General features: G+C 68.0%; 16 protein-coding genes. 10 read left to right on the top strand and 6 right to left on the bottom strand.

Features of this window, described 5'->3' with window-relative positions:
* Window positions 1-26: 26 nt before the first annotated feature.
* Entirely contained in the window at window positions 27-3,551 is a 3,525-nt protein-coding gene (locus ASG69_RS18125; protein ID WP_156380578.1) for an AAA family ATPase, read from the bottom strand.
* A 31-nt stretch (window positions 3,552-3,582) separates the two neighbouring features.
* On the bottom strand, window positions 3,583-4,233 hold the full coding sequence (locus tag ASG69_RS18120; protein ID WP_056448680.1) for a dihydrofolate reductase family protein: 651 nt from the start codon (window positions 4,231-4,233) through the stop codon (window positions 3,583-3,585).
* A 93-nt stretch (window positions 4,234-4,326) separates the two neighbouring features.
* Here ASG69_RS18120 and ASG69_RS18115 point away from each other — a divergent pair, with 93 nt between their 5' ends.
* The 4 genes from ASG69_RS18115 to ASG69_RS22570 are packed head-to-tail and all read left to right on the top strand — an operon-like array spanning window position 4,327 to window position 6,302.
* Window positions 4,327-5,310 (top strand): arsenic resistance protein, encoded by a 984-nt coding sequence (locus ASG69_RS18115; protein WP_056448682.1) that lies wholly within the window; start codon window positions 4,327-4,329, stop codon window positions 5,308-5,310.
* Between the two features lie 22 nt (window positions 5,311-5,332).
* Window positions 5,333-5,740: a hypothetical protein gene (locus tag ASG69_RS18110; RefSeq protein WP_156380577.1), complete on the top strand. Its 408-nt coding sequence runs from the start codon at window positions 5,333-5,335 to the stop codon at window positions 5,738-5,740.
* A 59-nt stretch (window positions 5,741-5,799) separates the two neighbouring features.
* Window positions 5,800-6,135 (top strand): hypothetical protein, encoded by a 336-nt coding sequence (locus ASG69_RS18105; RefSeq protein ID WP_056448688.1) that lies wholly within the window; start codon window positions 5,800-5,802, stop codon window positions 6,133-6,135.
* Window positions 6,132-6,302 carry a hypothetical protein gene (locus ASG69_RS22570; protein WP_156380576.1) on the top strand — a complete coding sequence of 57 codons (171 nt, stop codon included), beginning with the start codon at window positions 6,132-6,134 and terminating at the stop codon, window positions 6,300-6,302. The genes ASG69_RS18105 and ASG69_RS22570 overlap by 4 nt, the downstream gene beginning before the upstream one ends.
* A gap of 9 nt (window positions 6,303-6,311) precedes the next feature.
* On the opposite strand, the gene ASG69_RS18100 is transcribed toward ASG69_RS22570, so the two are convergent.
* Both ASG69_RS18100 and ASG69_RS18095 read right to left on the bottom strand, forming a co-directional pair.
* Entirely contained in the window at window positions 6,312-7,124 is an 813-nt protein-coding gene (locus ASG69_RS18100) for a MerR family transcriptional regulator (RefSeq protein WP_056448690.1), read from the bottom strand.
* Between the two features lie 12 nt (window positions 7,125-7,136).
* Window positions 7,137-7,472, bottom strand: coding sequence for a nuclear transport factor 2 family protein (locus ASG69_RS18095; protein ID WP_056448693.1), 336 nt, complete (start codon window positions 7,470-7,472; stop codon window positions 7,137-7,139).
* 161 nt (window positions 7,473-7,633) lie between these two features.
* Here ASG69_RS18095 and ASG69_RS18090 point away from each other — a divergent pair, with 161 nt between their 5' ends.
* From ASG69_RS18090 to ASG69_RS18075, 4 genes are read left to right on the top strand one after another with little or no spacing between them, the layout of a single operon-like run.
* Complete coding sequence (locus ASG69_RS18090; RefSeq protein ID WP_056448696.1) at window positions 7,634-8,608, top strand: intradiol ring-cleavage dioxygenase; 975 nt, start codon at window positions 7,634-7,636, stop codon at window positions 8,606-8,608.
* Window positions 8,609-8,631: 23 nt separating this feature from the next.
* Window positions 8,632-8,865 (top strand): twin-arginine translocase TatA/TatE family subunit, encoded by a 234-nt coding sequence (locus tag ASG69_RS18085; protein ID WP_027505561.1) that lies wholly within the window; start codon window positions 8,632-8,634, stop codon window positions 8,863-8,865.
* Window positions 8,862-9,644 carry a twin-arginine translocase subunit TatC gene (tatC, locus tag ASG69_RS18080; RefSeq protein ID WP_082544686.1) on the top strand — a complete coding sequence of 261 codons (783 nt, stop codon included), beginning with the start codon at window positions 8,862-8,864 and terminating at the stop codon, window positions 9,642-9,644. The genes ASG69_RS18085 and tatC overlap by 4 nt, the downstream gene beginning before the upstream one ends.
* Window positions 9,632-10,099 (top strand): Sec-independent protein translocase subunit TatA/TatB, encoded by a 468-nt coding sequence (locus tag ASG69_RS18075; protein ID WP_082544687.1) that lies wholly within the window; start codon window positions 9,632-9,634, stop codon window positions 10,097-10,099. Before tatC ends, ASG69_RS18075 begins: the two co-directional genes overlap by 13 nt.
* A gap of 161 nt (window positions 10,100-10,260) precedes the next feature.
* Here the strand turns inward: ASG69_RS18075 and ASG69_RS18070 are convergent, their stop codons facing one another.
* Window positions 10,261-11,208, bottom strand: coding sequence for an ABC transporter substrate-binding protein (locus ASG69_RS18070; RefSeq protein WP_056448699.1), 948 nt, complete (start codon window positions 11,206-11,208; stop codon window positions 10,261-10,263).
* A 152-nt stretch (window positions 11,209-11,360) separates the two neighbouring features.
* Between ASG69_RS18070 and ASG69_RS18065 the strand changes: the two genes are divergently transcribed.
* Window positions 11,361-11,876, top strand: coding sequence for a hypothetical protein (locus ASG69_RS18065; protein WP_056448702.1), 516 nt, complete (start codon window positions 11,361-11,363; stop codon window positions 11,874-11,876).
* Window positions 11,877-11,885: 9 nt separating this feature from the next.
* On the opposite strand, the gene ASG69_RS18060 is transcribed toward ASG69_RS18065, so the two are convergent.
* The gene (locus ASG69_RS18060) at window positions 11,886-12,506 is read right to left on the bottom strand and encodes an NAD(P)H-dependent oxidoreductase (RefSeq protein WP_056448705.1); all 621 of its coding nucleotides are present in this window, start codon (window positions 12,504-12,506) and stop codon (window positions 11,886-11,888) included.
* A gap of 98 nt (window positions 12,507-12,604) precedes the next feature.
* Between ASG69_RS18060 and ASG69_RS18055 the strand changes: the two genes are divergently transcribed.
* A complete protein-coding gene (locus ASG69_RS18055) occupies window positions 12,605-13,180 on the top strand; it encodes a TetR/AcrR family transcriptional regulator (protein WP_235579002.1) in 576 nt (191 codons plus the stop codon).
* Window positions 13,181-13,259 lie beyond the last annotated feature (79 nt).

Below are 13,259 nucleotides of genomic sequence, written 5' to 3'. Positions count from 1 at the left end.
GCGACTGCCCGATCAGCGACACGCTATCAAGTCCGACGTGGTCCTCTGGGCTGTCGGGGCCGTCGGTCGGGAGTGCCCGGGCCGAGCGGAATCTCCTCGAAACGGTCGAGCAACACCGCCGCCTCGCACTCTCGCGCCGTCGACCAGGCCGCACGAACGTCGACCGCGTCGACGGGCTCGCCGCGGGACACCGCGATGCGAGCGGCGAGGAGCACACTCTCGGCCTCCCACATCCGATAGCCGCGAGCGGCGTGCGCGGCGCGGGCACGCCGGACGTGAGCGTGCGCGTCGTCCCACCGTCCGAGTGCCGCGCAGAGGTCGGCGAGATGGTGGTGAACGACTCCGAGGACACCGGGAGTCAGCAGGACGGTGTGATCGGCGTAGGGAGCCAGCAGTGCGAGCGCGTCCTCGCACACCGCGGTGGATGCCGTCGCCGCAGCCGCGCGCGCCGCCAGGACGACGGTGATGAGCCACAAGGTGTCGACGGAGAGCGCCGCCAGTCTGCCGTTCTCGAACCACTGCACGAGGGATCGGGCGCCGTCCGTGTCGCCGCTGTCCACGGCGGACAACGCGAAGGCTGCTCGATAGGCGGGGAGAGCCTCGAAGAGTGGCTCCATGTCCCGCTTCATCGCCGCGAACTCGCCGAGCCCGTCTCGGAACATTCCGAGCAGGAAGACGGCATTCATCTCCCGGCCCCACGTGTGCTGCCCCATCGGCGCCGGCGGCGGGCGGCGAACGTCGTCCTCGAGAACCTTTGCGGCACGGCGCAACTCACCCGTCGCGACGAGAAGTCCGACCCGCATGCACTGCACCGTCCAGAGGGCCTCCTCGTCCAGTGCGAGCCGCGTGGCCGACACGGCGTCGAGAGCCGCGGCGGCCTCGCGCGGCTCGCCGGACTCGATGTGCGCCCGCGCCATGGTGACGGCGAGCGACGGATCGAGGTGCCCGGGGCCGAGGTCCACCAGTCGCACCAGCTCGGCGAGCGCCTCGGCCCGCTGCTGCCGGAAGCGAGGCAGCCGCAGGCCGGTGAGAACGGCGCGCAGAGCGTGGGCGAGGGCGTCGTCGTCCCTTGCACCGCGCGCCATGTCGGCCGCGCGCGCGAGGTCTGCAGCACGACCCGACCATCCGGTCGAGGTCCATGCCAGTTCCTCCACCATCTGGGTCAGGAGCTCGGAGGCAGCGCCGGAAGCACCGCGACCCGCCCTCTCGAGAGCATCGAGCCCTGTCCGCAGGTGCTCCGTCCGCCTCGGGTCGGGTTCGTAGAGCTGGAACAGGGCGATGCCGTCGATGACGTCCGCGGTGAGCGCGTCCAGCAGCAGATCGAGGTCGCCCAGTCGGCGCGCCATCTCGGCGGCGTCCAGCAGGGTCGCGCCGTAGCCGCGGTCCAGTGCACGCCGCTGCGAACGCCCCTGCCGGATGAACAGTTCGCATCGTGCGCGGGTGTCGCCCCCGGGAACGCTGCGCTCAGACGCCCTCTGAAAGAACTCGGCGGCGTCCTCGTACGCCGCGACGGCGTAGGACCTCTCGCCCGCACGACGTAGATACTCCGCTGCCGCCGACCGGTCGGCGTCGAGCGCGCGTTCGAGGTGACCTGCGGTCCTGGCGAGCTCGTCGACGGTGGACGTGGCCCCCGAGCCGATGAGTGCGGCCGCGACGGCAGAATGCGCCGCTGCGCGATCGGCCCCGGACAGCGTGGCGTCGACGACGTCGACGATCAGCGCGTGGCGTAGGTGCAGGACGTCCTGCGCTCGTTCCTCGATCACCAGACCGGCGGCGGCCAGTTCGTCGAGCGCCCGAGCGAAGGAACGGTCGTCGAGGGTGGCGAGCGCGGTGCGCACGACGACGCGCGTGGCGCTGACTCCCGCGACGGCACACAGCGTCACGATCTCCCGCGCGGTCGGAGTCAGGCGGTGCAGGACCCACAGCACGGCGTCCGCCAGGGACGCCGGTGACGGTCCGTCCGGCTCGCGCCGATGCGCGTCGAACACGGCCTCGAGGAAGATCGGTGATCCTGATGTCCAGCCGTGCAACCAGATCGGGTCCAAGGTGCTGCCGCACCGGCGCGTCCAGTCCTGCACGTCCTCGACGGTGAGGGCCGGGATCGACACCGTGTGCACCGAGGACGGCGGCAGGGCCGACCGCAGGTCCGCCGCAGGACCGTCGAGCTGCGCTCCGCGCATCGTCACGACCACACAGAGGCGATGGCGCCCCGCCGCGTGTACGAGGAATCGCAGCACGGAGAGCGTGGCCTGCGACGCCCACTGCAGATCGTCGATCGCGAACACCGTCACCCGACGACGGGTGGGACCGGTCAACCACCGTTCCATCGCCGACGAGAGCATCGCGCGATGATCCGCGTCGGGTCCCTCGGCCGACCACCGATCCGTGTCGACCCACCCGGTCGTCAGCATCTCGCGGACGGCGGAGGCGGCGGGAGCATCGTCGTTCCGGTCGTTCTCGCGCCCGAGTGCGTCGATGAACGGTTCGAACGGGACGACCGTGTCCATGCTGCACCGCCCGTAGAGCACGTCGGCGCCGGCGGAGTCGGCACGGTTCAGCGCCGCGGTCACCACCGTCGACTTGCCGACGCCGGCGTCGCCGGAGACGACGACGAGCTGACCGGCCCCACCCGCGGCCGCCTCGACGGCCGACGCGATGACGTCGAGTTCCCTGGTACGTCCCACGAGCAAGGGCGAATCGCTCGGAGGAGTGGCCCCGACGCGGTCCACCTCCGCTCGTCGAGCCGGGACGACGACCATCTGCGACGACGACGGTGTCGTCACCTCGATCGCGTCGGGATCTCGGAGCAACTCGACGAACACTCGCTGGGTCTCCGCGGACATCTCCACGCCCAGTTCGGTGGCCAGCACGGTGCGGCACCGCTCGGCGACACCGAGGGCGCGAGCGCGGTTTCCCAGGGCGTCGTGCGCACGCATGGCGACCCGGTAGGCGGCCTCGCAGAAAGGGTCCGAGTCGAGCAGCTCCTGCGCCCGGGCCAGCGCGTGCTCGTGGCGACCGAGTTCGAGCGAGGCGGCGGCGTCCACCTCCAGTGCACGAAGACGGATGCGGCCGAACACGGTGCGAACCTCGTCGGCCCAGGTTCCGTGCAGGCCGTCCAGAGGTGGAGCGTCGAGCAGGCCGAGCAACTCACCGGCGCGATCGGCACGCGCATCCGCCGAGTGGTGATCGGGATCCAGGTGCCGACGCGCCAGGTCCAGATCCACGATCACCGCGGGGCCGAGCGTCAGTGTCACCGCTCCTGATCGACTGGACACGGTGGTGCCCGCCAGCGCTGCACTCGTCGCCAGCAGCTCGCGGACCTTGGACAGGACGCTCCGAACGGCCGACGACCAGGTGGTGGGTCGATCGGTCGACCAGATCACCGAGGCGAGCTCGCCGTACACCACACCGCGTCCGTGATTCATCGCCAGATACGAGAACACCGTCGCACACCGAGGTCCGCCGAAGGCCCGGACGTCGACGACGCCCGCGTCGCTCTCCACCCGCGGCGATCCGATGAGCCGGATCACGGCACGAGAAGGAAGCGACACAGTTGTAAGTTATCCCGGGTCGGCGGGAACCTTACGTCTGATGGCGCCTCCAGAACAGATGGTGCACGACACCGCTCGCGCTGGGAACGACCTCGTGCTCGAAGCGATCGTTCAGATCGTCCGGGGACTCCCACAGCGCCAGGCCCGGTCCGAGTTCGACGGGTGCGACCGCGACGTGCAGCGTGTCGAGGAGGTCGGCGTCGAGGAACTCCCGGACCGTGGTGACACCGCCACCGATCCGGACGTCTCGACCGTTCGCCGCAGCCTTCGCCTGCGTCAGGACATCGGACGGGCCGGCATCGACGAAATGGAACGTGGTGTCGGACAGGGTGAGGGACGGCCGCACATGATGCGTCATCACGAAGACCGGCGTGTGGAACGGCGGCTCGTCACCCCACCATCCCTGCCATTCGTGATCGGTCCACGGTCCGCGTTGTGGGCCGAACTTGTTGCGCCCCATGATCTCGGCACCGATGTTGTTGGGGAAGTCCCGAGCGAAGTAGTCGTCGAGGCCGCGCGTACCGCCGGATCCGGGGCGTCCCGGCATGCTCGCGGTGCCGAGATACCACGACATGAGCTCACGATGGTCCAGGCCGAACGGGTTCTCGAGGCTCTGCTCGACGCCGGCGGCCACCCCGTCGCGGGACACGGTGAAGTTCTGCACTCTCGACAACTGCGTCATGTCTGCTCCCGACTCGAGGAAGGTGGTCGGTGAGCAGACTCGCACAGCCGGGAGGACTCATCGCACGACCAGCGCGTCACCTAGTGTCGTCGCATGACCGACTGGGCGAACAGCCCCGCCGCACAGTGGTGGGACAGGCACCAGATCGGCTTGTATCTCGCGGCACTGGCCGTCGGAGCCGTTGTCGGGCTGACCTTCCCGCAGACCGCCCCAGCCTTCGAACACGCCATCGATCCGGTACTCGTCGCCCTGCTCTACGCGACGTTCCTGGCAGTCCCGTTCGCGGAGATGGGTCGCTCCCTCCGTGATGTCGGCTTCCTCGCAGCCGTCGCGGTCCTCAACTTCGTGGTGGTCCCGGTGGTCGTCCTCGCCCTCACGCGGGTCGTCGCGGACGAGAGGGCGGTACTCGTGGGCATCGTGCTCGTCCTGCTGGCTCCGTGTATCGACTATGTCATCGTGTTCAGTGGGCTCGCGGGTGCCGCGTCGACGCGGCTTCTCGCTGCCGCTCCCTTGCTGATGCTGCTGCAGGTCGCCTTGCTTCCCCTCTGGCTGTGGGTATTCGCCGGATCCGAAACGGTGGCCGTCATCGACGTGGCACCGTTCGTGGAGGCCTTCGTCCTGCTCATCGTCGTCCCTCTGACGGTGGCCGCACTGACGCAAGCACTCGCCCGACGGCATCGGGTCGGCCTGCAGCTGATGGACGTGATGGCCGCCGCGATGGTGCCCCTCATGATGGCGACGCTCGCGGTGGTCGTCGCGTCGCAGATCGATTCGGTCCGAGGCGAGTTCGACCGACTCATCGTCGCGGCCCTCGTCTTCGTCGCGTTTCTCGTGGTCATGGCGCCGGCCGGCATCGGCGTGGGTCGGGTGTTCGGTCAGGACGTGCCGTCGACACGGGCACTCGTCTTCTCGGGTGCGACTCGTAACTCTCTCGTCGTTCTCCCCCTTGCCCTCGCCCTTCCGCCGGCACTCGACCTCGCTGCCGTCGTGGTGGTGACACAGACACTGGTCGAGCTGCTCGGCATGGTGGTCTACGTGCGACTGGTTCCGAGGCTCGTACCCGCCGCGCGAACCTGATGCCGTGTGTGATGGTGGACGTATGACAGATCGCCCGTGGTTCGAACGACCTGCTGTGGAGAAAGCGGGCACGACGTTCTTCCTGGTGTTCCTCGCCGCGCTCGTCCTCCCCGACGCGGTCTCCGAGCTCGTCTCGGCGCCGTCGTGGTGGCATGTCGCGAAAGCAGCAGCGTGCGTCGTCCTCGTCGCCTACGCCGGTACGGCTTTCGTCAGGGCGTGGTTCCTCGGTGGCAGTGCCCGGTCGACGAGGCGAACGCCTGCCCTCGATCCAGCCGAGGTTCCGCGTGCCGACGTCGATACTGCCGTGGCGGCGGCGCCGTCCAGAGTGATGGCAGTGAAAGCACTGAGGGAGACGCACCCCGGGCTGGGGCTACGCGAGGCATCGCTGTTGGTGGACGCCGCGAGGCGTCCGCCCCCAGACGGGCCATGAGGAGCCGCCGTACGAACCGATCGGTACGCTGAGGAGATCCGCTAGGTGAGGAGAAACAGATGACCGTGATCCCGGCCGTCGCGCTCGTCGTCATCGGCAGCGCTCTGGCTGCAGTGGGTGCCAAGGTCACGGCTCGGGAGAATCCGCCAGTCGTTCTGTCGCTCACACATGAGAACACCGCGACTCGGATCACGGCGAGAATTCGCCTGCTTCGCGGGCTCGGCGTCTTCGCGCTGATGCTCGGCAGCTTCTACCTTGGACCGGCGTTGTGGCCACACTCCTTCGCGGGACCCATCGCGCTGAGCGCGGCCGTGCTGACGATCGGCTACTTTCTTCCCCACGTCGTCATCACACGCCGCCACAATTCGGCCGTCGAGGGTCGGGCGACCTCGTGATCGCGGCAGCACTCGTCTTCGTCGTCGCTGCGGCGCTGCGCATCTGGACCGATTTCCAGGTGTCCGCCGTGAATGTCGGCCACACGTCCTCGCCCTCTACGTTCCGTAGCGTGGTCATCACCACCACTCACAATCGTCATCACGCAACGCGCGCAACCGGACCCTGACGGTCGCGGTCACAGCGCGGTGGGGTCCCGGACCGGCCAGCCGATCTCCGTCACCAGTTCACCCTCGAAGACGACGCCTCGCGGATAGCGCTCACGCACGGGTCCTTCTCGTCCGATGCGGTGTTCTGCGGCATGGGTGCCGAGCGCAGAGTACGTCTCGTCGATCCGGGCGTCCGGACCGTCGTGCAGCGCCACGGCGAAGTGGCCTCCGGCAACCGTCACCACGTCGAGAGCGCACCGAGCCGCGCGCGTCGCGTCGACGGGGTACCACAATGATGCGGAGCCCGTCTCGTCCGCGAACAGTTCCTTGTCGAAGTCGGCCCCGAGCGGCCCGACAGCCTCGATTCCAGCACTACGAAGGCGCTCGATCAGGCTGTCGTGCGCGGTATTCCACCAGCCCGCGACGCCGGACAGCGTCACGGTGCCGCTGACGGCCACGGCGACGATCGGGGGGTCGGTCCGCATCTCGATCGACGGCGACGTCGTCGACTCGTTCACCAGTGCACGGAGAGACGACACCGCGTCGTGCGTCCGCCGCAATTCCGACTCCAGGCGATCGAGGTGCTGCGTGAGCACACTGCGCCGAACACTGTCGTTCTCGGCGGCGACGTAGGACCGCACATCAGGAAGCGGCATGTCGAGGTCGCGCAGTCGCTTGATCACTTGTGCACTCGCGACCTGGGAGACGTCGTAATAGCGGTACCCGCTCGACGGATCGACGTCGACCGGTTCCAGGAGGCCAGCATCGTGATAGAGCCGCAACGCTTTTCGCGTCAGTCTCGTCATCGTCGAGAAATCGCCGATGGTCACCCGCGCCGCCACGGACCCAGTCTCTCATCCACCGATGGTCAACCGTGAGATCACGCCGTCGGCGAGCTCGAATCGGTAGACGAGGTCGGCCACCCCACCGGGGAAGTTCCCGGCGATACGAACCGAGGCTCGATGATTCCTCGCATCGACGAGCTCGGACCCCGTCACCGTCGTGGTGTAGGTGTAGCGGCCGGCCACGGTCTCACGCCACGCGCGGATCTCGTCGCGGCCCCGGTAGGTGTGGCCTTCGTCCGTCACAGTTCCGTCCGGAGCAAAGCATGACGTGAGTGAGTCGCTGTCGTCGCGGTCGGCGGCATCGAGGTAGCGGAGAACGACGTCGGGAGCATCTGTGGTGGTCATGCGTCGAGAATCAGCCCTGCCCCGAGGTGAAGGTCAAGTGGTGGCCGGACCACACACGCTCCCGGGTGCCTCACAGCTGGCATGCAGGCCGCTCCCCGGAACCTCACGAAGTATCGACTCCACACCGAAACGCACACCGCGACAACCGAGGAGCTACAGCAATGAGCGCCGTTCCCGAACCCACGCCCACACCCGACGGGCCCACCTACGCCGGGCGCCCACTCCCCCGGCCCGACGAGGACGTCGTCGATCAGGGAGTCGGTTTCGACATCGCCACTCTCGTCACCCGCCGCCGAGTCCTCAGCGTCGTCGGCGCCGGAGCCGGAGCACTGGCCCTGGCCGCGTGCTCGGGGTCGTCCGACACCGCGAGCACCACGACCACCACCGCTGTCGCCGCCGCAGTCGCCACGAACGAGATCCCCGACGAGACCAACGGCCCCTACCCGGCCGACGGAAGCAACGGCGTCAACGTCCTCGAGGAATCGGGAATCGTCCGCGCCGACGTCACCTCGAGCCTGGACGGCGGCACCGCCGCCGCCGGAGTTCCGTTGTCGATGACCTTCACCGTCACCGACCTCGCGAACGACAACAACCCCTTCACCGGCGCCGCCGTCTACCTGTGGCACTGCGACGCAGCCGGCAAGTACTCGATGTACTCCGACGGCATCGAGGACGAAACCTATCTGCGCGGCGTCCAGGTCGCCGATGCCGCCGGCGTCGTGACCTTCACGACCATCGTCCCGGCCTGCTATTCCGGCCGCTGGACGCACATCCACTTCGAGGTCTACCCGGACATCGCCTCCGCCACCACCGCCGACAACGCGATAGCCACCTCCCAGGTCGCCTTCCCCCAGGACATGCTCGACGCCGTCTACCAGCTGGACACCTACGCCGGATCGACCGAGAACCTCACCCAGATCGGCAGTCTCGACAACGACAACGTGTTCGGCGACGGCCACGACCTCGAGATGGGCACCTTCACCGGCGACCCCACCTCCGGCTACGTCGGATCACTGGCCGTCGCCGTCGACACCACCACCGAACCCGCCGCCGGCGCAGCACCCGCCGGGGGCGGGCCCGGCGGCGGACAACCTCCCATGGGCGGCGGGACCCCTCCCGCCGCACCGTCCAACTGACCACTCACACAGAAGGAATCATCATGTTGCACAACCTGACCGGCTGGCACGCACTCATCGTCCTCGCCATCCTGCTTCTCGTCTTCGGCTCGACCAAGCTCCCCTCCCTCGCCAAAGGCGTCGGGCAGTCCATGCGCATCCTCAAGGACGAGGTCCGCGACGACACCCCCACGCCGTCGACGGGACGCGTCGACGCCGTCGACTCGACCACGACCGCCGCGGACGGCGTCCCGGTGCCGTACCGACACGCCTCATGACCACGACCACCGCCGCGCGAGGCACTATGCCCCTCGCCGGGCATGTCAGCGAGGCACGCCGCCGCGCGACCCGCGCGGCGGTGTCGCTGGTCGTCGGAGTGATTCTCGGCTTCGTACTCTCCGACCAGATCCTCGACGTCCTGCGCACACCGGTGGAGGAACTCGCGCAGTCTCGTCAGGCCAGCCTGAACTACGACACCGTCACCGGGGCCTTCGACCTGCAGATGAGGATCGGCCTCTTCTCGGGAATCATCCTGTCGAGCCCGGTCTGGCTGCGAGAACTGTTCGCCTACCTCACCCCCGGCCTCACGGCTCGGGAGAAGAAGTACGTTCTCGGCTTCACCGCGGCGGCGGTGCCACTGTTCGCCGCCGGGTGCGCCTTCGGCTTCCTCATCTTCCCCCGCATGGTCACCCTCCTCGCGAGCTTCTCCTCCGAGGAGGACAGCACCATCCTCGACGCCTCCTACTACGTGGACTTCGTCATGCGGATCGTCCTCGCCACCGGAGTCGCGTTCGTCCTGCCCGTACTGCTGGTGATGCTCAACTGCCTCGGAGTCCTGTCCGCCCACCGGCTACGCAGCAGTTGGCGCATCATCGTCGTCGTCATCGCCCTCTTCAGCGCGCTCGTCACGCCGGCGGCCGACGTGCTGTCGATGTTTCTCGTCGCACTGCCGATGTCGGCGCTCTTCGGAGCCGCCGTGGCCATCACCACCGTGCACGACCGGCGGGCACTCACCTCGAACCCCACCACGATCGGGAGAACCCCATGTTCGGACTGACTCTCGAGAAGCTGTTCTTCGTCGCCGTCATCGCCGGCCTCGTCCTCGGACCGAGCCGGCTGCCCGGCTACGCACACCACCTCACCCGCGCGATTCGAACGCTGAAGCAGTTCGTCGAGACGACGCGCGCCACGGCGGAGCGGGAGATGGGCGTGCCGCTCCACCGTTCGGAGTGGGAGTCGCTCGACCTACGGCAGTACGACCCACGACGCATCGTGCGCGACGCACTCCACGACACCACCCCGAAGACCGTCGTGACCGACGAGATGATCGAGCAGGCGGAGCGGATACGGCCGGGCCAGAAGTACCTGGTGACAGGACCGTCCTCGCACCCCGTCCGCACCCTCATCGCCTCGTTGCCCGCCGACGACCCCCGACGAATCGCTGCGAGACTCGTGACTGAGGCAGACGCGCCTGTCGCTGATGCGAGCCCTTCCCAGCGAGAGACGCTGTAGGGCTGGTGCTTCCAGTCGGCAGTGTCGCTCGACACCAGGGACGCCGCACGGGTTCCACGTCGTCCACACCCCCTACAGCCGGCTTAAGGGGGTGTGGTGCGCTGCGACCCGTGCAGCTGGTCGACGACGCCTGCGCCGAGCACGTCCGCGCCGAAGACCGCTCAGCCGGCCGACCCGTACATCTGCTCGACGAGGTCGAGTGACCACTGCGCTGTGATAGGCCCACCGTCGTTGGTGAACTTGTCCGTTCGCACCACCCGCCCGTCCCGCACAGCCGGCAGATCGGCCCAGAGTCGATTCGACTCCAGTGCTCGTAGATCGTCACTCGACGTGATGGCCGCGAGAAGAACGTCCGAATCCGCTGCGACAGGGATGTTCTCCGCTGCGAAGTCGGCCTCGGGACGAGCCGATTGCCAGGCCTGTCCGAATCGAGCTCCGACGTCCTCCAGCACCAGCGAGGTGATTCGCTCCCTGTTGATCGAGATGCCACCGCCGTCTCCGGTGGCGATCGACAGCACCGTCGTGTCACCGAGAGGTCCTGCGAGTTGCTGTCGGAGCGCGTCGACGCGGTCCGAGTACTCGTCGAGCAGTGTGGCGGCCGTGTCCTCGCGACCCAGTGCCGCACCGACCCTGGTCACGTCGTCCTGCCAGGACACCCCGGAATCGGTCGATCCCACGGGGAGCACAGGCGCGACGGCGCTCAACTGGTCGTAGATCTCCTCGACCACCTCGTCACGCGCGATGATGAGGTCGGGATCCGCTGCGGCCACGGCTTCGATGTCGATGCTGTTGCGCGGGAACAGCTCCGCGACTCCCCGCGACAGCAGGTCTCGGGTCGGTGCCGTCAACGGCCCCGGGATCTCCGGCGGAGCCTCGGACTCGACGGGCATGCCGACGACAGGGAGGCCGAAGGACAGGGCGATGTCCAGATCCCGACGCCCGTCGATGACCACGACCGACCGGATCTCGTCGGGGACGACGATGGCCCCCAGGCTGGTGTCGACCGTGCGGCCGGTGGCGTCGTCGGCCGAGACGTCCGCACTGCAGGCGGTCAGCACCGCGACGGCACCGGCAACTGCGAAGACTTTGGTAAAGGATTGGTAATGCACGCCTCACCGTAGCGAGGTGGCCGACAGCATTGTGGCGCCAGCTCGGGCCCGAGCATGTGTGAACGGTCACGATGCGTCAACGACACCGCAACGCCGACCGGACTCGCGCTCACCCACCACCCTGGTCCCTTTCGTCCCGTATCGTGCCACTCGTGTCTTCCTCGTGGTTCAGACGTCTGGCCGTCACAGGTTCCGCAGTCGTCGGCGTACTCGCGACATCACCCGGCCTCGCATCGGCCCACCACCAGGAGTTCACACCCTTCCCGTACAACATCTCACTGGGCCGGGGAATGTCGTTGCCGTGCGCCGGCGAGGTGGGTGGCGACGTGTACACACCCCACGACAGGCCCGGCATCGCCGTAGTCACTCTGACCTGGAGGACGTTCGTCACCGACGCGTGCCCACTGGCCGTCTACGTGAACATGAACAACACCGACGCACCTCGCGTGGATCCCTACAGCGGCGCGAAGCCGACAGGCGGGACCTGGATGGTCCAACTCGAGTCGGCCGCCATCGGCACGGTCCCACCCGCGGGCAGGAAGTGGACCGAGCAGATTGCGATCGACATCGGTTCCGGCAGAGCGGGACTGACCCTCACCACGGACGCTCCACTCAACACCACCCTGCTCGACCCCGCGGGCAACACGGTTCGCTTCACGGTGGCCTAGCCACCGAGTTCACGCCCGCGCACCGGAAGCCTCCGCCGCCGAGGAACGGACCCGGGCCGCCACGCCGTCCACGATCGCCCGCGCTTCCCGGGCGAGGGAGTCACGTGAGCGCGTCTCCGCGTCGTGGACGATTCCCGTGTGCCCGGTTCGCGCGCCGGTGTATCCGAGAATGCCGGTGATGATCTGGGTGGACAGGGCGGTGTCGTAGCCGCGCTTAGCGAATCCCTCGGCGTCCTCCCCCGCGACCATGGCCAGATGCACGGTCAGGTGGTCGAGCCTGCGTCCGGTCGGCGTGACTCCGGTGTCGAATGCCCACCCGTCGGTGAAGACGCGATCGACCCACCCCTTGAGGAGCGCGGGCATCGACCACCAGTAGACCGGAAAGACCAGAACCAGGTCGTCGACACCGTCCAGGCGACGCTGCTCGGCGAGTACATCCGCAGGAGGAGTCCCACCCGCCGGATATCCGGCGCGGTCCTCGAGCGAGAACCGTGGATCGAAGCCCTCGGCATGAAGGTCGGCGACAGCGGTGGACACGGCGTCCTCGGTGAGTCGATCGGCGACGGAGCGAGCGAGACGCTGGGTGAAGGACGTGGTGTCGGGGTGGGCGACGACGACGAGCGCGGTCATGATGATCCTCTCGGTCGGGATGTACCATCAGTAGGTTACCGGTAGTAGGTTACCAACGGTACATAAGAGACGAGGCGGTGTCGATGGCACGGGTGCGAATGACGAGAGAGGATCGCCACGGGCAACTGGTGACCCTCGCCTGGACGATCGTGCGCGAGGAAGGCGCCGACGCGCTGACGCTGGGTCGACTCGCGCACGCGGCCGGTATCACCAAACCTGTTGTGTACAGTCACTTTCCCTCACGCGCAGCCTTGCTGGTGGCCTTGTTCGAGGCGTACGACGCGACGCAGACATTCGCACTGGAGCAGGCGCTCGACGCGGTCGAGCACTCACTTGCCGAGCGAGCGCGCGCCATCGCCACGGCGCACGTCGACTGCGTGGTCACCCACGGGCGCGAACTGGCGGGCGTCGCCGCGGCCCTGGAAGGCGCACCCGAGTTGGCCGACTACAAGCGCCGGTCGGACGCCGCCTACTCGGATCGGTGTCGATCATTCCTCGAACCGTTCGCCGAGGGAGCGCTTCCGGCGTCGACCATGACGGCCGTTCTCGGTGCAGCGGAGGCACTCTCGGCAGAAGCAGCTGCGGGAAACTTGGACACCCGGGAGGCGTACGACGAACTGACGGCGACCATCGTCGACGGAGTGGAACGCAGCCGTCGACGCGTCGCCGACTGACCGAGACGAGGTCGCAAAACACTCTTCATGGTGAAGTTACTTCACAGTGAAGTTATAGTGGTGGCGGGTCGGCCTCGAC

Origin of the sequence: Rhodococcus sp. Leaf225 (assembly GCF_001426145.1) — a bacterium.
Classification (GTDB): domain Bacteria; phylum Actinomycetota; class Actinomycetes; order Mycobacteriales; family Mycobacteriaceae; genus Rhodococcoides.
The sequence above is the reverse complement of the archived record's forward strand: the minus strand, read 5'-3'. Positions and strand labels throughout refer to the sequence as shown.